The organism is Streptomyces finlayi (assembly GCF_014216315.1).
Taxonomy (GTDB): Bacteria; Actinomycetota; Actinomycetes; order Streptomycetales; family Streptomycetaceae; genus Streptomyces; species Streptomyces finlayi_A.
Genome location: NZ_CP045702.1, coordinates 597473 through 618217 on the forward strand (window position 1 = coordinate 597473; position 20745 = coordinate 618217).

The 20745-nt window shown below is 69.3% G+C and carries 19 protein-coding genes; 2 read left to right on the forward strand and 17 right to left on the reverse strand.

The window, feature by feature from the left end; all coding sequences use genetic code 11:
- The first annotated feature begins 56 nt into the window (after positions 1-56).
- Entirely contained in the window at positions 57-1118 is a 1062-nt protein-coding gene (locus F0344_RS02945; protein WP_185297273.1) for an ATP-dependent DNA ligase, read from the forward strand.
- Here F0344_RS02945 and F0344_RS02950 read toward each other — a convergent pair.
- The 17 genes from F0344_RS02950 to F0344_RS03030 form a co-directional block, all read right to left on the reverse strand.
- Entirely contained in the window at positions 1107-2396 is a 1290-nt protein-coding gene (locus tag F0344_RS02950; protein ID WP_185297274.1) for a lytic transglycosylase domain-containing protein, read from the reverse strand. The two genes, F0344_RS02945 and F0344_RS02950, sit on opposite strands and share 12 nt — an antisense overlap.
- 22 nt (positions 2397-2418) lie before the next feature.
- Positions 2419-3168 (reverse strand): hypothetical protein, encoded by a 750-nt coding sequence (locus F0344_RS02955; RefSeq protein ID WP_185297275.1) that lies wholly within the window; start codon positions 3166-3168, stop codon positions 2419-2421.
- Positions 3169-3209: 41 nt separating this feature from the next.
- Positions 3210-3740: a nuclear transport factor 2 family protein gene (locus tag F0344_RS02960; protein WP_219732104.1), complete on the reverse strand. Its 531-nt coding sequence runs from the start codon at positions 3738-3740 to the stop codon at positions 3210-3212.
- A 52-nt stretch (positions 3741-3792) separates the two neighbouring features.
- A complete protein-coding gene (locus tag F0344_RS02965) occupies positions 3793-4404 on the reverse strand; it encodes a hypothetical protein (RefSeq protein ID WP_374940057.1) in 612 nt (203 codons plus the stop codon).
- Between the two features lie 35 nt (positions 4405-4439).
- Positions 4440-4961 carry a hypothetical protein gene (locus tag F0344_RS02970; protein ID WP_185297277.1) on the reverse strand — a complete coding sequence of 174 codons (522 nt, stop codon included), beginning with the start codon at positions 4959-4961 and terminating at the stop codon, positions 4440-4442.
- Positions 4958-6211, reverse strand: a complete 1254-nt coding sequence (locus F0344_RS02975; protein WP_185297278.1) for an MCE family protein — start codon at positions 6209-6211, stop codon at positions 4958-4960. Before F0344_RS02975 ends, F0344_RS02970 begins: the two co-directional genes overlap by 4 nt.
- Positions 6208-7377: an MCE family protein gene (locus tag F0344_RS02980; RefSeq protein WP_185297279.1), complete on the reverse strand. Its 1170-nt coding sequence runs from the start codon at positions 7375-7377 to the stop codon at positions 6208-6210. The genes F0344_RS02975 and F0344_RS02980 overlap by 4 nt, the downstream gene beginning before the upstream one ends.
- A complete protein-coding gene (locus F0344_RS02985; RefSeq protein WP_185297280.1) occupies positions 7374-8540 on the reverse strand; it encodes an MCE family protein in 1167 nt (388 codons plus the stop codon). Before F0344_RS02985 ends, F0344_RS02980 begins: the two co-directional genes overlap by 4 nt.
- Before the next feature lies 1 nt (position 8541).
- Positions 8542-9558 carry an MCE family protein gene (locus F0344_RS02990; protein WP_185297281.1) on the reverse strand — a complete coding sequence of 339 codons (1017 nt, stop codon included), beginning with the start codon at positions 9556-9558 and terminating at the stop codon, positions 8542-8544.
- Entirely contained in the window at positions 9555-10586 is a 1032-nt protein-coding gene (locus F0344_RS02995; protein WP_185297282.1) for an MCE family protein, read from the reverse strand. The genes F0344_RS02990 and F0344_RS02995 overlap by 4 nt, the downstream gene beginning before the upstream one ends.
- A complete protein-coding gene (locus F0344_RS03000; RefSeq protein WP_185297283.1) occupies positions 10583-11893 on the reverse strand; it encodes an MCE family protein in 1311 nt (436 codons plus the stop codon). Before F0344_RS03000 ends, F0344_RS02995 begins: the two co-directional genes overlap by 4 nt.
- Positions 11893-12696: an MlaE family ABC transporter permease gene (locus tag F0344_RS03005; protein ID WP_185297284.1), complete on the reverse strand. Its 804-nt coding sequence runs from the start codon at positions 12694-12696 to the stop codon at positions 11893-11895. The genes F0344_RS03000 and F0344_RS03005 overlap by 1 nt, the downstream gene beginning before the upstream one ends.
- 3 nt (positions 12697-12699) lie before the next feature.
- Complete coding sequence (locus tag F0344_RS03010; protein ID WP_185297285.1) at positions 12700-13545, reverse strand: MlaE family ABC transporter permease; 846 nt, start codon at positions 13543-13545, stop codon at positions 12700-12702.
- Positions 13542-14531: an ABC transporter ATP-binding protein gene (locus F0344_RS03015; protein WP_185297286.1), complete on the reverse strand. Its 990-nt coding sequence runs from the start codon at positions 14529-14531 to the stop codon at positions 13542-13544. The genes F0344_RS03010 and F0344_RS03015 overlap by 4 nt, the downstream gene beginning before the upstream one ends.
- A gap of 510 nt (positions 14532-15041) precedes the next feature.
- Positions 15042-16382: a DUF6801 domain-containing protein gene (locus F0344_RS03020; protein WP_374940058.1), complete on the reverse strand. Its 1341-nt coding sequence runs from the start codon at positions 16380-16382 to the stop codon at positions 15042-15044.
- A gap of 525 nt (positions 16383-16907) precedes the next feature.
- Complete coding sequence (locus tag F0344_RS03025; RefSeq protein ID WP_185297287.1) at positions 16908-17573, reverse strand: hypothetical protein; 666 nt, start codon at positions 17571-17573, stop codon at positions 16908-16910.
- Positions 17574-17799: 226 nt separating this feature from the next.
- Positions 17800-18732, reverse strand: a complete 933-nt coding sequence (locus tag F0344_RS03030) for a hypothetical protein (RefSeq protein ID WP_185297288.1) — start codon at positions 18730-18732, stop codon at positions 17800-17802.
- Between the two features lie 631 nt (positions 18733-19363).
- On the opposite strand from F0344_RS03030, the gene F0344_RS03035 reads away from it, so the two are divergent.
- Positions 19364-20578 carry a helix-turn-helix domain-containing protein gene (locus tag F0344_RS03035; protein ID WP_185297289.1) on the forward strand — a complete coding sequence of 405 codons (1215 nt, stop codon included), beginning with the start codon at positions 19364-19366 and terminating at the stop codon, positions 20576-20578.
- The last annotated feature ends 167 nt before the right edge of the window (positions 20579-20745 follow it).

Sequence of the window (20745 nt, forward strand, 5' to 3'; positions counted from 1 at the left end):
TCACCTCTGCCGCACATCGGGAGACGTGGAGGGAGGTATGGGTGACAATCGGGCGCATGGACCTTCCGGTGATGCCGCCCGTGAAACCGATGCTCGCCAAGTCCGTCTCCACGATCCCGCCCGGGATGCACTACGAGGCGAAGTGGGACGGATTCCGGGCGATCGTGCACCGGGACGGTGACGAGGTGGTGATCGGCAGCCGGACCGGCAAGCCACTCACCCGCTACTTTCCCGAGCTGGTCGTCGCGCTGCGGAAGAATCTGCCGCCCCGCTGTGTGCTCGACGGGGAGATCGTCGTCATCCACGGCGACCGGCTCGACTTCGACCGGCTCAGCGAGCGCATCCACCCGGCCGACTCGCGGGTGCGGATGCTGGCCGAGCGGACCCCGGCGGCCTTCGTCGCCTTCGACGTCCTGGCGGCGAACGAGGCGTCCCTGCTCACGGCCCCTCTGACCGACCGTCGGGCGGTGCTGGAGGCAGCGCTCTCCAGTGCCTCGGCGCCGGTGTACCTCGCTCCCGCCACCACAGACCTGGCCACCGCCCAGGAGTGGTTCCAGCACTTCGAGGGCGCCGGCCTCGACGGTGTCGTCGCGAAGCCGCTCGATCTGCCCTACCGGCCGGACATCCGGGCGATGTACAAGATCAAGCACGAGCGGACGGCCGACTGCGTGGTGGCGGGCTACCGCGTCCACAAGAGCGGCCCGGTCGTCGGCTCGCTGCTGCTCGGCCTGTACGACTCCGACGGCGTCCTCCAGCACGTCGGAGCCTGCGCCGCCTTCTCGATGCGGCGACGCGCGGAGCTCGCGGAGGAGCTGGAGCCGCTGCGCAGCGGCGTCGAAGGTCACCCGTGGGCGGCCTGGGCCGAGGCCGCCGCGCACGAGGGGGCCCGGCTGCCGGGCTCGCCGAGCCGCTGGTCGGGGAAGAAGGACCAGTCGTGGGTGGCGCTGCGTCCGGAGCGGGTCGTGGAGGTGGCGTACGACCACATGGAGGGCGACCGGTTCCGGCACACCACCCAGTTCCGCCGGTGGCGGCCGGACCGCACGCCCTCCAGCTGCACTTACGCGCAACTGGAGGAAGTGGTGCGGTACGACCTGGCCGAGGTGCTGTCAGGCCGCTGACGCGGCCGTGCCCGCGCAGGGGTCCGGATCGCCCGTCCGCGTGCCGGTCCCGGGCGCCGTGGTGTCGGACGGATCGGGCGACGGGGAGTCCGTGGGGCAGGCGGGGGCCGTGGTGGTCGGATCGGGGTCCGGGGACGGCGGCGGCGTGGTCGGCGACGGTGTGACCGGAGGCGTCGTGGGGTCCGTGGGGCTGGGGCTGGGGCTCGGGGATCCGGAGTCCGTGGGGTCGGGGCCGGGGTCCATGGGGCCCGTCTCCGTCGGGTCGGGGCTCGGGCTCGGCGGCCTGCTGGGGCCGGGAGGAGTGGGCAGGGGCGGCGGGGTGGTGGGCTGCGGTCCGACGACGATGCCGCCCCCGCCGTTGCCGGGACCGCCTGTGCTGCCGGGGCCCGTGCCTCCCGGACTCGCGGGGGCGCCCGGGCCGCCGACGGGGGACTTGGGCTCGGCCGGGCCGCCCGGGCCTGGGCTCCGGGGAACGGGCCCCTCGCCGTCGTCGACCGGGTGGGCGCCCTGACGGTAGTACTCCAGCCAGGACAGCACCGTACGCAGATAGGTGTCCGAGTGGTTGTAGCTGAGGATCGCCCGGTCCAGGTCGGCCCGTGTGTTCAGGTTCCGTGTCCCGGCGCAGAGGTAGTGACCCGCCGCGAGTGAGGCGTCGTAGATGTTGTCGGGGTCGCGGCGGCCGTCACCGTTGCCGTCCTTCCCCCAGTGCGCCCACGTGGAGGGGATGAACTGCATGGGCCCGACGGCCCGGTCGTACCGGGCGTCACCGTCGTAGGCACCGTCGTCGGTGTCGCTGATGTTCGCGAAGCCCACTCCGTCGAGCACGGGGCCGAGGATGCTGCCGAGCGTGGTGCCACTGGAGTCGACCCGGCCTCCGCTTGCCTGCCCGGACTCCACCTTGCCGATCGCGGCGAGGAGTTGCCAGGGCAGATTGCATCCTGGGTCGCTGCGCCCCAGAGCGGCCTCCGCCCTGCGGTACGCGGCGAGGACCGTGGCCGGGATGCCCGCCTCGGCCCGTGTCGCCAGGACGTCCACGGGCCCGGACCTCGCACCGCCGCCGGGCGGCGGCTCCGGTGTCTTCAGCGGTGGCAGCTCGGTGTGGTACGAGTCGTCGTTGGGCACCTGGGTCCAGACCACGTCGTCCTGAGCGGCGGCCTTCTCCGCGTTCAGCGGCTGACCGGTGAAGCCCGGTGCCTGGGACGCGGTGAGCGCGGCCATCGCGGCGACGGCCGTGGCCGTACCGGTGAGTCCGCGGCGCATCGTGCCGTTGATCCTCATGCGTGCTCTCCTCTCCCCCGGATCACTGAGTGAACGTATCGATGGCGGAGATCCGCCAGTTGTCCCCGCGGCGGACGGCGTCCACGGCGAACATCGCCGCCGCGTACGTGGTCTCGTCCGCCTTGCCCGTACGGGTGTTGCTCTGATCGGCGAAGACCAGCAGCCGGGCACGGTCGCCGTCGAGCAGCTCCACGCCGCTCTCCGTGACGGTGGTGGTGAGGACGAGCTTCTGCTTCGGCGCCTGCGCCCGTACCTCGGCGAGCATCTCCTCGTGCTGGCCGACGGCCCTGCCGACCAGGTACTTCTTCGCGGCCTGCCGCGCGGTGGCGGGCGAGGCGTAGTCGTACGAGAAGACGGCTCCGACCGCCTCGGTGATCTGGCCCTTCACCTCGCTTGTCCGGCCCATGTCGGTGAGTGCGGTGTTCTGCCGGGACGGGTCCTCGCGCAGCCGGTCGGCCGAGGTGAAGGACCAGGCGGCGAAGGCGCCGAACGCCAGGGTGAGGGCGCACAGGACTGCGGGCAGCCGGACGCGGACCATGCGCGGGAGCCACGTGGGCCGTGGTTCCGGTGGCGCTTCGCCGGGCGCATCGCCCGGCGTCTCGTCCTCCGCGTCGTCGGTTCCGCTTTCGGCGTCCTGCGGGCTCCCGGGTCCGTCCGGCTCTTTGGGGCCCGGCTTCGGAGCGGGGGTGGCCGCGGGGGTGGTCGTGGTCCGCTCGGCGGCCGCGGTGGCCAGGCGGCGCTGACGGTTGACGAGGTGACGTGTCGTCGGCATGTCCGGGGTCCTCTCGGTGGCGGGGGCTGGCTTCGGACGCGTCAGCCGGCCGTGTTGCCGACGGGCGCCTGGCCGAGTGCGCTGAGCTTCCACCCCCCGGACGTCCGGGTGAGCTGCCCGAGCATCCTGCTCTCCTTCACCGCGGGCTCTCCCTTCGGTGCGGTCACGGTGACCCGCAGTGCCACCATCACCGCGGCCTTGCCGGACCGGTCATCGAGTTCGGTCACCGCGCCGGACAGGACCGCGGCCGTGCTGACCGTCTTCGCGGCCTCGATCTGCTTCACGAACGCGGCCCGGCCCTCGACGAGTTGCTGGTGCAGATCGCCCGTGGTGGAGTCCTCCCAGCTGTCCAGGCCCTCGTCCACCTTGTGGTGGTCGAGGGTGTTCATGTTCTGCACGGCCTGCTCGCCGGCGGCCAGCACGTCGTCGCGGGCCTGCGCGTACGCCGCCGAGTCGTCGTGGGCGGCTTCGTACCGGGACACGCCGCCCCAGCCTGCCGCGCCCGCTGCCGCGACCGTCAGCACGATCGCCGCCACCAGCAGCGGATTGCGCGTCGTCCGTACCCGTGCCATTGCTGTCTCTCCCCTGCCTGCGGATCTGGTCCGTTCCGAGTCGCGTGCCGTGCTACCGGGAGGTGATCTCTACGATGTACCAGCGCCCGTCGCGGAGTTCGGCCGAGACGGAGAGCTGGGCGGCGGCCGTGGTGGGCGCCTTGCCCCGGCGTTCGTAGACCTGGTCGAGGAAGACCAGGAGGTGGGCGCTGCTCCCGGTCAGCCGGGTCACTCCGGCCCGTACGACCTGGGTGGTCAGCGTCAGCTTCTGGTCGGCCGCCTGCTTCTCGACCTGGCCGAAGAGTGCGGCGTACTGCGTCAGCGCCTTCCCCGCGAGGACCTCCTTGGCCGATGCCTTGGTGGCGGCGGTCGCCCCGGGGCTGTACGAGAAGACCGTGCCGAGGGCGTTGCTGACGTCCCCCACGACCTCGGTGGTCGCCTCCGTGTCCGTCAGCGCCCGGTTGGACGTGGCGGGGGTGTCCCTCAGCTGCCGGCCCTCGGCGAAGAGCAGACCACCGGCGACGAGCAGGGCGACCGCCAGAACCGCACCGGCGATCCGGGGCCACCGGCGGCCGGACGCCGGTCCGGGGCTCTCCCTCTCGTCCGGGTGGCCGTCGGCCGGCGCAGCGGCTCGCACCGCGTCCGTCGCCTCGGTGTCCTTCGTGTCCTTGGTGTCCACGTCCACGCCGGTGCTCCCTGTCGCCGTCCCCGCCCTCTCGTTCATGCGCCGCCGCCGACCGGGATCGCCGTCAGTGACTTGACCTTCCAGCCGTCGCCGGTCCGGGCGAGGGTGGCCTCGAAGCGTTTGCGCTGAGTGCCGCCCTTGCCGGTGCGCGGGCTGACCTCCACGTCGACCGTCGCGATCAGCGCCGCCGTGCCGGTCCGCTCGTCGAGCGCGGTGAGCGCCGCGTCGGTGACCTTTCCGCGGGCCGTGGCCCCGGACTCGGCCAGTTCCTGCGCGTCCTTGCCCCTGGTCCGTTCCAGCTGCTCGTGGAGCGGGCCGGTCGAGGAGTCGAGCCAGGCCGAGAGCCCCGTCCGCACGCTCCCGGCGTCGCTGCCGTCGAGGCTGTTGAGGCGGGCCAGGTGGCGCTTCCCCTCGGCCAGTGCGGCATCGCGTGCCTTGGCGTACGCGAGCGTGTCGTCGCCGCGGGCCTGGGCGTAGGACCAGCCGCCCAGTGCGCAGATCAGTACGGCGGCGAGCAGCGCGGCCCAGCCCGCGGGGTTCTTCGAGCGCCGCGTCATCGGCCGCCTCCGAGTCCGAGCAGGCCGGCCATACCGTCGGCTCGGGGAGCGTCGCCCGCGGTCGCGCCGAGTGCGCCGGGAAGCGCACTGTCTGTTCCCGATCCCGGGAGCGAGCCCGGCTTGACCGGATCGGGCACGGGACCGCCCCTGGGGGCGTTCGCGCTGCCCCGGACGTTGATGCCGGTTCCGGGTGACGAGGTGCACCGGGCCTTGGTGTTGACCGTGGCGGCGGGCCCGGTGTCGAGGCCGTCGCGGTAGACCGTGCCGCCGTATCCGGCGGTGCAGGGCAACGGCTCGAAGAAGGTGACCGACATACCGAACCGGGCGCCGTCCTCGTCGATCGCGCTCGCCCCGGCGGCCGCGACCGCGGGGAGCTTCACGAGCAGTTCCTCCAGTCCGCGCTGGCGGGTGACGGTCACCTCCGAGGTGGTGAGGAGGTTGGCGACGACCACGCCGAAGCTCGGGTCGAGATCGCGGAGCAGTCCGCTGATCTGTCCGGCGGCGTCGGGGGCGGCGGCGATCAGCCTGCGCAGATCGGTGTCGGAGCCCTTGAGTTCGGCGGCCAGTTCCTTGGCCCCCGAGGCGAAGCCCTTGAGGGCCTCGCCCTCTTCGGCCTGGGTGCGCAGGACGGTTTCGCCGTCGGTCATGAGCTTCGTCGTGACCGGCAGGGCGTCGTCCGCCGCCCGCACGAACTCAACTCCGGTGTCCAGGAGAACCTGGAGGTCGTCACCGCGTCCGTTGAACGCCGCGCCGAACTCGTCGACGACCGTCCGCAGATTCTCCAGGTCGATGGAGCTCGCCAGGTCGTTGACGCCGGTGAGGACGTCGGTGGGCGGCGCCGGGATGGTGGTGTCGGCCTGGTCGATGACCGAGCCGTTCCCGAGGAACGGGCCGTCCTCACGGGTGGGCCGCAGATCGATGTACTGCTCACCGACGGCGGAGAGGTTGGCGACGACGGCCCGCAGACTGTCCGGGATGAGCGGTGCGTCGTCCTCGATGCGCAGTTCCGCCTCGACTCCGTCGTCGGTGAGCTCGATCGGCCCCACGCGGCCCACGGACACTCCGCGATAGGTGACGTTGGAATGGGTGTACAGGCCGCCGGTCTGCGGGAGCTGCACCGTGACGGTGTAGTAGCCGCGCATGCCGACGTAGTGGCCGAGGTCCGCGTACCGCACGCCCAGGTATCCGAGTACGAGTACGGCGATGAGCAGGAAGGCGATGTTCTTCAGCCGGATGCCGAGAGTGATCATCGTGCGCTCCCCTGCGAGGTCGCCGGGACGGACGGGAGGGGCAGCGGCAGCGCCGCGACGGACGAAGTCTCCGGGGTGCCCGGGGGTGGCTCGGCCGGGGGCTCGGTCGGGGTGTCGGAGGGAGCGAGCGCGGGGATGATCCGGGTGCCGGGAATCGCCGTGACATCGAGGTAGACGTTGAGGTAGTCACCCTTCACCCCGCGCAGCACCTCGTCGGTGAACGGATAGGTGAGGAGCACCTGAAGGGAGTCGGGCAGGTCCTGGCCGGAGTCGGCGAGTGCCTTGAGGGTGGGGGCGATGGCCTTGAGGTCGGCGATCATGTCGGCCTTGCTCTTGTCGATCGTGTCGACGGCGACGGTGGAGAGCGTGTCGAGCGAGCGCAGCATGGTGAGAAGGGAACCCCGCTGCTTCTCCAGGACCTTCAGGCCGGGGCTGAGCCCGGTGAGGACCGTCCCGACGTCCTGTTTGCGCACGGCGAGGGTGGCCGCGAGGCGGTTGACCCCGTCGAGTGCCGCGGTGATGTCCTCCTTGTTGGCGTCCAGGTTGGTCACCAGGGTGTCGACGCGGCCGAGCATCGAGCGGATCTGCGGTTCCTGCCCGGTGAGTGCCTTGTTCAGTTCGGTGGTGATGGTCTTGAGCTGGTTGATACCCCCGCCGTTGAGGAGCATCGACATCGCGCCGAAGACCTCTTCGACCTCCGGGTTCCGGTTGGTGCGGCCGAGTGGGATCCGGCCGCCGTCGTCCAGCGTTCCCCGGGCGGTCCCGGCGGCCGGCGGGGAGAGCTGGACGAACTTCTCGCCGAGGAGGCTGGACTGTTCCAGTCGGGCGTACGCGTTCTCGGGGAGCTCGATCTTCCCGTTGAGGCGCATGGTGACCTCGGCGGTCCAGCTGCCGGGCGTGAGGGAGATCCTGGTGACCCGCCCGACCGCGACGTCGTTGACCTTCACCGAGGACTGCGGGGCGAGGCTGAGGACGTCCCCGAACTCCGCGGTGATCTCGTACGGATGGTCGCCGAGGTCGGCGCCGCCGGGCAGTGGCACCTGGTCGATGCCGGTGAACTCCGGTACGTCGACGGTCGTCACCAGCAGGACGGTCGCGACGCCGGCGGCGAGCAGGGCGGCGACTCCGGTCGCACGGGGCCCGGGTCTGCGGAGGGCACGGCTCATCGGTTCGCCCCCTTCTGCGTCGTGGACTTCTCGGGGGTGGACTTCTCGGGGGTGGTCTTTTCCGGGGTGGTCTTTTCCGGGGTGCCGTAGACAGTGCCGATCTCGGGGAGCGGCAGCACGGGCAGTTGCTTGCGGCGGTCGGTGTCCACCGGCCGGAGACCGGTGAGCCCCGGGCTTCCGGTCGCGGAGGAGACGAGTGGGCCACCCATGGACAGTTCGTTCAGGTTGGTCCGGCCGTTGAGGGTGCGGGTGGCCGGGTCGTAGACGTTCAGGACGTTGCCTGCCGCCAGCGGAAGGGTGTCCATGGCTTCGGCGAGCGAGGCGCGCTGGTCGACGAGGGCCTGGGTGAGCGGCACCAGGGCGTCCACGTTCTTCTTGAGTGAGCCGCGGTTCTCCTGGATGAAGGTCTTGACCTGGCCGAGCGCCGTGCCGAGTTCCCTGAGTGCCGCGCTGAGGTTCTTCTTGTCGTCGGCGAGGAATCCGGTGACGGAGTTGAGCTGCTGCTCGGCGGCCCGCACATCGCCGTCGTTGTCCTTGAGCATCGTGGTGAACGTCTGGAGGTAGGAGAGCGTGTCGAAGAGGTCGCCGCTGCTCCTGTCCAGGGTCTTCGTCGCCTTGCCGAACTGCTCGATGGAGTCCCCGATGGCCTTTCCGTTGCCGTCGAGGTTCTTCGCCCCCGTGTCGAGGAGTCCGGCGAGGGCGCCGTCGGCGTTGGCTCCGTCCGGGCCGAGCGCCGTGGAGAGTTCGGTGATGGAGGCGTACAGCTGGTCCACCTCGACGGGGGTGGCGTTGTTCGCGGCGGGCAGCACCGCGTTGTCGGCGAGCTGGGCTCCCCCGTCGTACGCGGGTGCCAGCTGGACGTACCGGTCGGCGACGAGGCTGGGGGCGACGACGACGGCGTGCGCTCCCTCGGGGACCTTGACTCCCTTGTCGAGCCGCAGGGTGACCTTGACCTCCTCGCCCCGCGGCGTTACCGATTCGACGGTGCCGACCTTCACGCCGAGGACGCGCAGATCCGATCCGGCGTACACCCCGGTGGCCTGGTCGAAATAGGCGGTGATGGTCGTCTTCCCCTCGTCGTCCAGGGCCATCACCCCGGTGGTGGCCACGACGGCGACGACGGCCAGTCCGGCGCCGATGGAGACGATGCGCGTGAGTCTCATGTCAGCGGCCGCCTTGCTTCGGAGGCATGCATCCGGGCACCTCGGGGTTCTGGGGCGGCAGGTAGTTCTTCGGGACGACGCCGCAGACGTAGTTGTCGAACCACCGGCCGCTGCCGAGGGTGTTGCCGACGAGCCGGCTGTACGAACCGGTCAGCGACAGCACCTTGTCCAGGCTCTTGCGGTTCTTCACGAGGACGGCCGTGACGCGGCCCAGTGAGTCGAGCGTGGGCTTCAGCTGCTTGTTGTTGTCCGCTACGACTCCGGTGAGCTGGGTGCCCAGGTCACGGGTTCCGGTGAGCAGGAGGTGGATCGAGTCGCGGCGCGCCTGGATCTCGCCGAGGAGGAGGTTGCCGTCCTCCAGGAGGGTCTCGAAGCTGCTCTTCTTGCCGGCGAGGGTCTTGGTGAGCTGCTTGCTGCCCTTGAGGAGGGTGACGAGCTGGGCGTCGCGCTCGGAGACCGTCCGGGACAGTGCGGAGAGTCCGTCGGCGGCGCTGCGTACGTCGGGCGGCGAGTCCTTGAAGGTCGTGGAGATCGTCTCGAAGCTCTTGGCGAGCTGGTCGGTGTCGATCTCGCCGATGGTCTCGCCGAGTCCGTTGAACGCCTGGGTGACGTCGTACGGGGACGTGGTTCGGCTCGCCGTGATGCGGGAGCCGGGGTCCTGCGGGGCGTCGCCCAGCGGATCGACGGCCAGGTACTTCTCGCCGAGGAGGGTCTTGATGGCGATGCCGACGGTGGAGGAGTTGCCGATCCAGGCGTCCTTCACCTCGAAGTCGACCTTCACCTTGTTGCCGTCGAGTGAGACTCCGGTGACCTCGCCGACCTTCACGCCGGCGATTCGTACCTCGTCGCCGTCGGCGAGTCCGGCGGACTCGGTGAAGTCCGCGCTGTAGGTGGTGCCGCCGCCGATGAAGGGCAGCGAGTCGGCACGGTAGGCGCCGAGTCCGACGAGGGTGAGGACGAGGAGTCCGACGATGCCGACGGCGACGGGGTTGCGTTCCCGCACGGGCTTGATTCTCATGCCAGGCACCTCGGTTGGGTGATCGCGATGCCGGTGGGCGGCGCGCTGCCGTCCTCTGTCGTGACCCCGCTGACCTTGGCCTCGCAGAGGTAGAGGTTGAGCCAGGAGCCGTACGAGGTGAGGCGGCCGATGGCTGCCATCTTGGCCGGGGTCTTCTGGAGGAAGCGCTCGATCTGCGGTGTGCCCTTGACCAACTGGTCCGAAAGGCGGCCGAGTTGCTTGATGTCTTCCTTGAGCGGCTTGCGCCCGTCGTTGATCAGGTCGGCGGTGACCGTGGTGAGGGCGCCCATCGCCGTGACCGCCTCGCCCAGGGGTTCACGGTCGCCCGCGAAGCCCGTGACGAGCTTCTCCAGGGTGACGACGAGGTCGTCGAAGCCGGCCTCGCGGTCGTTGACCGTCTTCAGGACGGTGTTGAGGTTCGTGATCACCTGGCCGATCACCTCGTCCTTGGCGGCGACGGTGCTGGTGAGCGAGCCGACGTGCTGGAGGATGCTGTCGACGGTGCCGCCCTCGCCCTGGAGCACCTGGACGATGGAGCCGGCGAGCTGGTTGACGTCCGGCGGGGAGAGCCCTTCGAACAGCGGCTGGAAGCCGTTGAAGAGCTGGGTGAGGTCCAGGGCCGGGGTCGTACGGGAGAGGGGGATGGTCGCCCCCGCGGCGAAGCTCTCGCCGACCGGGCCCACCCCCTGGTCGAGGTCGACGTACCGCTGGCCGACCATGTTCAGGTACTTGATCGAGGCGGTCACGGAGGCGGGGAGCCTGCGTCCTTCGCGCACGGCCAGTCCGACCTCGGCGACCCGTCTGTCGGCCACCTCGATGGACTCCACCTGCCCCACCTCGACTCCGGCGATCCGGACGCTGTCACCGACGATCAGCCCCGTGGCGTCCGTGAACCTGGCCTTGTACGTCGTGGTGTCCCCGACGTCCGTGTTGGCGATGGACAGGGCGAGTACGGCGGTGGCCATGACGGTCACCAGGACGAAGACGATCGATTTCGCGAGCGGTCCCGCGAGGGAGCGGCGCTTCACTTGAGCTTCACCTCCGCACCGCGGAAGGCCGGACCGATGAGCACGCTGCTCCAGTCGGGCAGGGTCTGCGGCTGGACTTTCAGTGAGGGAGCGACCAGCTCGTTGACGAGCCGGGACTCCTGAGGGGAGTTGGGCATTCCGAGGGCGGTCTCCGCGGCCGGGGGGCCACCGGTGGCCGGGGGCCCGCCCGTGACCTCCTCGGCCGGGTGTGTTCCACGGGCGTCCGCGGTCGGCACGCTCTTGCCGACGTACGGGACCGAGTAGCAGTGCGGTCCGCCGGTGGCGTCGTAGACCGGGGCGTCCCTGCCCGGTACGTACTTCCCCTTGGACGGCACGGCCTTGACGGTGACGTGCAGCCCCGGCTGCTCGGTGCCCTTGCCGAGTGCCTTGTCCATGGCCGGGATGAACCCGGTCATGGTCCGCAGCGTGCAGGGGAACTCGTCCGAGTACCGCGCGAGGAGTTCGAGCGTGGGCCTGCCGGACGCGGAGAGCCGGATGAGGTTGTCCTTGTTCTTGCGGAGGAAAGCGGTGAGGTCCTGCGCCGAAGCGGTCGTGGACCCGTACAGGTCCGCCAGTTCCGCCTGCTGTTCGGCGATGGTGGAGCTGGTGGTGGTGAAGTCGGTCAGTGCGTCCAGGACATCCGGCGCGGCGTCCCCGTACACCCTGCTCACCTTGACGAGTTCCCTGATGTCGGCGTTGAGGGTGGGGAGCTGGGGGTTGAACCGGGCCAGGTGCCGGTCGAGCGTGACGAGGGTGTCGCCCAGCTTGTCGCCGCGTCCTTGAAGTGCCTGCGAGACGGCGTTGAGGGTGGCGGACAGCTTCTCCGGCTTCACGGCGGTCAGCAGGGGGAGGACGTTGTCGAGGACCTGTTCCAGCTCGATGGCGTTGCTGGAGCGGTCCTGGGGTATGACGGCGCCGGCCCGCAGGGCCTGGGTGGACGGGATGGCCGGCGGTACGAGAGCCACGAACCGTGCGCCGAAGAGCGTGGTCGGCAGCATCTGGGCGGCGACGTCCTCGGGTATCTGTCCGAGCTTGCCGGGCTGGATGTCCAGGGTGAGCCTGGCCCCGTTCCCGTCCCCGTCGGCCGTGATGTCACGGACGTGGCCGATGACGACGCCGCGCAGTTTGACGTCGGCGTTGTCGTGCATCTCGTTGCCGACGGGCCCGGTGTGCACGGTCACGGTCGCACTGTCGGTGAAGTCCTTCTCGTACACCGACACGGACACCCACACCAGTACGGCGGGCACGAGCAGGAAGGTCACTCCGGCGAGTCTGCGGCCGGCCGTCCGGGTGCTCCGGGTACTCATCAGCCGGCCACCTTCACCGTAGTCGTGGCGCCCCAGATGGCGAGCGAGAGGAAGAAGTCGGTGACGCTGATCAGCACGATCGCGTTCCGCACCGACCGGCCCACGGCCACGCCCACTCCGGCGGGGCCGCCGGTGGCGTGGAAGCCGTAGTAGCAGTGGGCCAGGATCACCAGGACACTGAAGATCAGCACCTTGAGCACCGACAGCAGCACGTCCTCCGGGGAGAGGAAGAGATTGAAGTAGTGGTCGTAGGTGCCCGCGGACTGGCCGTTGAAGAGGACCGTGATGTAGCGGGACGCCACGTACGAGGAGAGCAGTCCGATCGCGTACAGCGGGATGATCGCGACGACGCCCGCGATGATCCGGGTGGTCACGAGATAGGGCATGGAGCGCACGCCCATCGCTTCGAGGGCGTCGACCTCCTCGTTGATCCGCATCGCGCCGAGCTGGGCCGTGAAGCCCGCGCCGACCGTCGCGGAGAGCGCGAGTCCGGCTACCAGGGGGGCGATCTCACGGGTGTTGAAGTAGGCCGAGATGAAGCCGGTGAAGGCGGAGGTGCCGATCTGGTTGAGGGCCGCGTATCCCTGGAGACCGACGACCGTGCCGGTGAACAGGGTCATGGCGATCATCACGCCGACGGTGCCGCCGATGACTCCGAGGCCACCGCTGCCGAAGGCCACTTCGGCCAGAAGCCGCTGGACCTCCTTGAGATAGCGGCGGAGCGTCCGCGGGATCCATACCAACGCCCTTACGTAGAAGGTGAGATGGTCGCCGGACTTGTCGAGCCGGCTGAGCATCGCCATCGGTCAGCTCCCCTTCGCGGGGACGATCTGGAGGTAGATCGTCGTGAGGACCATGTTCACGAAGAACAGCAGCATGAAGGTGATGACGACGGACTGGTTGACCGCGTCGCCGACGCCCTTGGGGCCGCCGCGAGGATTGAGTCCCCGATAGGAGGCGACGATGCCGGCGATGAAGCCGAAGATGAGCGCCTTGAACTCACTGATGTACAGGTCGGGGAGCTGCGCGAGCGCGGAGAAGCTGGCGAGGTACGCACCCGGGGTGCCGTCCTGCATGATCACGTTGAAGAAGTAGCCGCCCAGGGTGCCGACGACCGAGACCAGGCCGTTGAGCAGGACGGCGACGAGCATCATGGCGAGGACGCGGGGGACGACGAGGCGCTGGATGGGCGAGACGCCCATGACCTCCATCGCGTCCAGCTCCTCGCGGATCTTCCGTGAACCGAGGTCGGCGCAGATCGCCGAGCCGCCGGCCCCGGCGATCAGCAGCGCCACGATGAGCGGGCTGGCCTGCTGGATGACGGCGAGGACGCTGGCGCCGCCGGTGAAGGACTGGGCACCGAGCTGCTCGGTCAGCGAGCCGACCTGAAGGGCGATGACCGCGCCGAAGGGGATGGAGACGAGGGCGGCGGGCAGGATGGTGACGCTGGCGACGAACCAGAACTGCTCGATGAACTCCCTTACCTGGAAGGGTCTGCGGAAGACCGCCCGGGTCACGGTCGCCGCCAGGGCGAACAGCTTGCCGGTCTCGCGCAGCGGGGCCAGCAGGCGCGTCGGAGGTATCTGCTCGGGCGGCTTCGGTACGTTCTCGGCGGGCGGGCCGGAAGGCCGCACCGGCAGCGGAGCGGTCATGGGCGGACACCGCCCGCGGCCGGGGTGTAGCTGTTGAGGATCGCCGTACGGGCGGCCTCCGGCAGCCGGTCCATCATGGCGACGACCCGCTCCCGGCGGCGCAGGGCGCCCTGCCGTACGGGCATGCCGGGCGAGGGCTCCAGCTGCGGGACGACGGTGCGGGGGCCGGTGCGGGGGCCGCTCCCGTTGCCGTTCATCTGCTCGGCGGCGAGAGTGGCGGCGTCCTTCTCCTCGGACATCCCGATGGGGCCTTCGCGGCGCCCGGCGAGGAACTGCGAGACGACCGGCACATCGCTCGTGAGCAGCACCTCGCGTGGCCCGAAGGTCACGAGGTTGCGGCAGAACAGCATGCCCATGTTGTCCGGGACGGTGGCGGCGATGTCGAGGTTGTGGGTGACGATGAGCATCGTCGCGTCGATCTGCGCGTTGAGATCGATGAGCAGCTGGGAGAGATAGGCGGTGCGGACCGGGTCCAGTCCGGAGTCCGGTTCGTCGCAGAGGATGATCTGCGGGTCCAGGACGAGCGCGCGGGCCAGGCCGGCGCGCTTGCGCATGCCGCCGGATATCTCACCGGGCAACTTGCCCTCGGCGCCGAGCAGTCCGACGACGTCGATCCGCTCCATGACGATGCGCCGGATCTCGGACTCCTTCTTGCGGGTGTGCTCACGCAGAGGGAAGGCGATGTTGTCGAACAGCGACATCGAGCCGAAGAGCGCACCGTCCTGGAACATGAGCCCGAAGAGCTTCCGGGTCTCCATGATCTCCCGCTCGGGGCTGTTGACCATGTCGACGCCGTTGACGAGGACGCGGCCCTGCTCCGGCTTCAGAAGACCGATGATGGATTTCAGGAAAACGGTCTTTCCGGTTCCGGAAGGTCCGAGCATCACGCTCACCTCTCCGGCCGGAAGAGTGAGGCTGACGTCCTGCCAGATGTTCTGCTTGCCGAAGGACTTCGTCAGGCCCTCGACGACTACTTCGATTCCCATCGCCCCTCCCTCGAAGTGGTGGTGAACACGGTCATCTGTCAGCGCTCCGGCTCTGAGAAATCCAATGGCGGCTCGTCGCACATGCACCAGGAGGCGCACGTTATGTCCGCCGAAACCGCCAGGACAAGCTGTCGGACAGCGGAAATCGTCGGATGTCGATCTCTGGCTGGATTGCTTGTCACTGAATGACAAACCCGCGCTGCTGCTTTGTCGTCAACTGCGCAAGCATCCGTGTGTGCCGGGGACCCGCGATCCAGGAAGCCGGAGCCGCAGGACCCCGGCATGAGCAGGTGGGGACGTGCTTCCGATCTGCCCAATCGGGACGCTACGGGTCAGTAACCTGACCGCGCAATACTGGATACGCACTTTCCTCGAACGTTGCGCGGGCACCGGATTTACTTGTCAGCGGGTGAGTGACCGGCACAGGAAAACTGTCGGGAAATGAGAAATAAGCAGAGGCTCTTCCGTGACCCGTGGGACCGGAAGAGCCTCTGCGATACCGGTGGGTGCTCAGCGCTCGGGCTTGGGCACGGCCGGCGGGCAGTTCACATCAGGATTGGTCGCCACGCACAGGGGCGCCTGCGTCATCTTGGTGTAGTTGTCCGCCTTCTTGCCCGCACTGGAAACGGCAGCGGTGAAAACGGCGTCGAGGTCCTCGTCGACTCCGCAGCCCTCGAACGGCGGAATGTGGGCGTAACCGGTGAGGGGTCCTCCGAAGGCCACCAGGTATCCGAATCGCGGATAGCTCTGCCCGTATCCCCTCAGCACCTGCTCGAAGGGCCTGGCCGTCCGGCAGTCGGGGCCCACGTCCAACGGGACCCCGTTCACCTCGACGTCGGTCAGCCGCATCGACAGCTGAGCGGTGATCGTCGTCTCCTCCGGCCAGGCCGGCGAGTCGGTCACCGTATGGCTGTGGACGTGGGCGGGGTCTCCCACCTGTTCGAGGATCATGGTGGCGGTGGTCGGCATGAAGCCGTAGGTGAGGAAGGTGGCCCTGCTCGGCGGGAGCTGCCGCTTGCCCTCGTGGTCGAAGTCCACCGAGGACGTCACGTCGATGGTGCTGGCGCACCCGTCGGCGATGTACCGCTTGTTCAGGACGACCTTCATGAAGGCCGGTCCGAGTGCGGTCGCTCCGTCGAGTTTGGCGGCGTTGGCGTAGCCCGCCGCGTATGCCTCAGCGGTGGTCATCACCCACTCGGGCGGAATCTCGACCGGACAGTTCGCCGGGGGCTCGTCGCCGTCCAGGGATTCGAGCCGTCGGTCCGTGAGCCCCTGGATCCTGTCCCTCAGCGAGGGCGTGAAGCCGGGACCTGCCGCCGGAGGGAGATCCTCGGGCGGCGGGGCGGCCGGGCTGGTCGTGACGGGCCCGGGAACGGCCGGGACGGTGGCCCCGCGGACGGTGATCTCGCCGAGGGTTCCCTCCTCCTCTCCGCCCTCCTCGCCGGCCGCGGGCTCGCACCGGACGGCGAGCCCGGGGGGCGTGGTGGGAGCGCCCTCGGCGGTCAGGGGGGTGAAGTCGAGGCCGAGGCCGGCCGGTGCCATCGTCGCGCGGCCGGGGCTGCCGAACGACACCGTGGGCACGTCGCCGGTGGCGACGAGTACCGCTCCGCCTTCGGCCGGCACGGCCACCGGCTCGGCCTCCAGGTCCTTCCAGGCGGCGTCGGCCGACTCGGTCCCCTGGGCGTTGCGGACCGTCAGCTCCGCGACCGTGGAGAAGGTGGCCGCCTCGGTGTCGATGAACTGCCGCAGCGCGGCCGGTGGCAGTTCCACCTCGACCGTGACACCTTCGGGCTGGATCTTCTCCCCGGTCCGCACCACGGAGGGGAGCTCGGCGGAGACCCGGACAGCCACCTCCTGCGTTCCGGACGGGAAGGAGCAGGCGTAGGAGAGCAGGACCTCTGACTCCTGGGGGCGGCCGCCGATTCGGCACTCGGAATGAGGGCGGTGGCGACCACGAGCGCCCCGCCCACCGCGAGGTGGAGCGGGCGCCTGGCTGCGGCCCGCGGGTCGACAGTCATGCAGATGAGTCCTTCCGGCACGCGTGGACCCGTTGTCGCCGGGGCCGCTCAACCGGGGTCCACCACTCGGCGACGGTCCATCGGACAGATGGAGCACGGTCTCTACCGGCGGGTACGGTACGCACGCCGGTACCTCTTGGGAAGAGCCCGCCTCGTAATCGGCAGTACGGCATCCGGGCTTTGGCGCCGCGTGACAAAGCGGGGCCGCCGAGTTGTCAGTCCGTGCGTATAGGCAGGCGCGGTGCGGGTGCGCGGGCGCCGTGCGGGTGCCCGGCCACCGGATGCGGGTGGCCGGGCACCTCTTTCACCTACGGGCGGTCATCGCGTCGCCCGGTATACGACGATCAGCCGCCTTCGGTCAGTTGCCGACGATGACCGGGGACTTGTTCGTCGCGGTGCTCACGATGGTGTACAGACCCGCGAAGCTGGCCGTCGCACCGACGATGCCGCAGCCGCCGCCCACCTTGTTGCTGATGGTCAGAGTGAGGCCGCCACCGGCGGTGCTGAGGGTGCCGTTGGATCCTCCCACCGTCGGGTTGTTGTACTTGGCCGCGACCTTGCCGGTCACGTTGAACGTGCAGGGGCCCAGCACGCTGGTGCCGCTCACGGTCGCCTTGATCGCCCGGATCTCACCCGTGACCTGACCGGTGCTGTTGGTGCCCGCACCGGCTGTGTAGTTGAGGCCCCAGATCTCCCACGGCGGCGTGACGTTGGTGGTCACGTTCCAGGTGCTGCTGAAGGGGCCGGTGCAGGGCGAGTTGAAGGAGATGGAGGTGATGTTCGCGAGCTTCGCCGGGCTGCCGGCGACCGGTGAGGTGGGTGCCGACCCCGCCGCGGCGGACGACGCACACTGGATCTTGTTGCCGTTGTTGTCCGTGAGGACGGTCAGGCCGGAGCTTCCCTTGAACGCGCCGGTCGGTGTGATGGTCCAGCTGGTCGGCGCGGCGATCGCGGACGGCGCGGCCAGGGCCACCGCCGCGGCGGCGGCACCTACTGCGGTGAGAATGCGGGTTCGCTTGAACATGGACTTCTCCTGTCCCGTTGGGGATAGGCCGGGCGGGCTGCGTCCGGGGAAAGCAGCCGATCCGGCGCGGGCTTTCGTGGGGAAGTGCACCCTCTCATCGGGTGAGAGGGGGTCGATGAGAGCACGAGAGAATTCGTTTACCGGCCCGCGTACTTCTTGGATTCAGCGGGCTCGGTAATGCGCATTCGATTCCGTGCCGTGCCGGCCGGCGTATGCGCCGGCCTCGTCAGCGCACCGCGGAGTGCCAGAACCGCGACAGCGCCTTGCCCTCGTCGGGGGCCAGGGACGCCGGGTCGTAGGGGCTCCCGAAGTACGTCGTGGTGTCGTTCAGCTTCACACTGTTGCTGCCGGACGCGGACGGCAGGCCGGTCTTGAGGTTGACCGCCCAGTTCAGGAGGCCGGCCCCGCAGCCGTTGGCGCCGGGGACGGCGAAGGTGGTGTCGGCCTGGTCGGCGCCGGAGAAGGTGTAGCGGCCCATCTCGCCCGTGTCGCTCGGCGTTCCGTCGCCCTCGAACTGCTGGAGGGAGAGGGTCGGCGCCGTCATGTTCCGGGGCTTCAGCAGCACCGGGTTCGAGGTGGAGCCGATGTAGCACGTGTCACCGAGGAACGGGTTCTTCAGGTGGATCCGCACCGGGATGGTGAGAATGGGCTCGCCGGTCGAGAACGCCGCGGCCATGTTGAAGTCCCGGGGCGCGCCGGCCGGTTCGATCGTGGCAGTCACCTTGTTGAGGTTGGCATCGGTGAGCTGTCGGCAGATGGACGAGACCAGCGGAATCCCGCTCGGACACATGAGGCCGAGAAGGCCGCCCGGGATGGCCGCGGAATCGGCGACGAGCGCGCCCTCGGGAGGCGCCACGAGCGTGGTGGTCCCGTCGCTGCGCTGGATCACACCGAGCTGCAGGTCGGTCCTGGTGGTCGGGACCTGCGACGAGCCGAGCTTGATGGAGCCGCTCGCGGAACTGGATGAGATGCAGGTGGCGATGGTGTTCACACCGTCCGCCGCCAGCATGGCGGGGGCGTCCACCGGACAGCGGTTGAACGGAGCCCAGTGGCCGTTCAACTGGGCGGCCGCGGTGGCCGAACCGGTGGAGAGTACGGCGGCGAACGCCGTGAAGCCTGCCAGCAGCCCCACACGCGTTCTGTTGGACACGGATCTCATGTCGTCCCCTCATTTGACGTGCCGACGTGATGACGGCGTTGTGCACGGAGTCGGACTCGGCGCTATCGGTTTTCGGCAATACACGTCGGCGCGTAACGGTCCCGCAGCCGGAAGATCTGGGCGGCAGATTTTGGGCAGATTTCGCATCCCAATGAGCCAAGCCGTGATGTTACTCACCGGAAACAGGGCGACACAATCCTGCGGCTTAAGATCTTTTTCAGGACCCGGATTTTAATAGAGAAATGAGCACCCGACCGTCCCGGAATTATCAACGGGTGCGTACGCAGAGGGAAAAAGCGCGCCTCTCCCCGATCAAGAACCCGGTCGGCGGTGCGCAGAGGACGAGCTGCGCGCACCGCCGAAGCCGGGAGGCCACTCGGCAACCACGAACGGGGCGACGGGGCCGAAATGCATTGCCCGAAAATGAGCGCTCCCACCTCGTCCGCGCCGAAGTTCCGCGACGCGGCCGAGATACATGCCCCCTGCGCTCCGATCTTGTCCAAGTAGTGGGCACGCCCCTTGACTTGGTCTATCTTCGTCGCGGACTTGGTACGCACCTGTCGGTTCGTGGGAGCGCTTTCCCCCCACCGCCTCACCCCACCACCGGGCGCCGAGAGCAAGGGGACACGTCATGCCACATCTCATACAGCCGTTGGACATCGGAGATCCCCTGGGGCCCCTCCCCCAGGAATTTGCCGCGATCATGCGTCCCGAACTTCCCAGCCTGATCAAGGAGATCGGCGTCGAGGTCACGCGGGCCTATCCGGAATACGCCCGTCTGCTTGAGGGGCCCAATGGCCAGACCATCCGCGTCGGCGTTGAGCAGAGCCTCGCCTCATTCGTGGACCTGGTCGCCGAACCATCCACCTCGACCACGCTCCGGGACGACATGTGCCGCCGTTTCGGCCGCTTCGAGGCGTACGAGGGCCGCACCATGGACACGCTTCAGGGTGCCTACCGGCTGGGCGCCCGGGTGGCGTTGCGGCGGGCCAAGAAGGTCGGCCGCAGCTACAACTTCTCGCCGATGCTGATGCTGAGTTTCGCCGATGCCGTGTTCGCGTACATCGACGAACTGGAATCGCTTTCCCGCGAGGGCTTCCTCGAGGTGCAGTCGCAGTCCGGCGAGCAGAGCGAGGCGATGCGCCGCCGCCTCCTGCATCTGATACTGACCGGGAGCCCTGTCCCGCGTACCGCCATCGCCGAACTCTGCGAGCAGACGGGGTGGGTGCTGCCCGAACAGGTCACCCTGGTCGCCATCCGCGCCCCCGCCGGCCTCGACCGTTTCAACGCGGACCGCGACATCCTGGCCGATCTCAGCGACCCGCAGCCGCACTTACTGGTTCCCGGTCCGCTCGACGACGCCCGAAGACTCATGCTGGAACAGTCCCTGCCCACCACCCGGGCGGCGATCGGCCTCACGGTCCCGACCGCCCTCGCCCCGGACTCGCTCCGCTGGGCGCGCCGGGTGCTCGAACTCGTCGACGCGGGCGTGATCGACGACGCGCCCTTCGTGCACTGCGAGGACCACCTCACCACGCTGTGGCTGCTCTCCGACCAGGCTCTCCTCGACCAGCTCACCGAACGCGAACTGGCGCCGGTCGGCGGGATCAGCACCGCCCGGCGGGAGCGGCTGATCGAGACGCTGAGCATCTGGCTGGACACCCGCGGAACAGCCGCCCAGATGGGCGAGTTGCTGGGCGTGCATCCCCAGACGGTCCGGTACCGCATGCGTAATCTGGAGTCGATATTCGGTCAACAACTGGTCGACCCGGAGGCCCGGTTCTCCACCGAGGCGGTACTGCGCGCCCTGCGGCTGCGGGCGCGCAGCGAGCGCGACACCCACTGATCCGGATCACATCTTCGGCCACGGGTCAACTTACCTGCAAGTAAGACGAAATAGACGGTCAGTCCCAAACGGTTGCGACACGGAGACGTACTCGACGAGAAACCCGGAACCGCGTCCCGTACACATGGAGGAGTCCGGCCGCCCACCCGGCGGCCGGTCCCACCGCC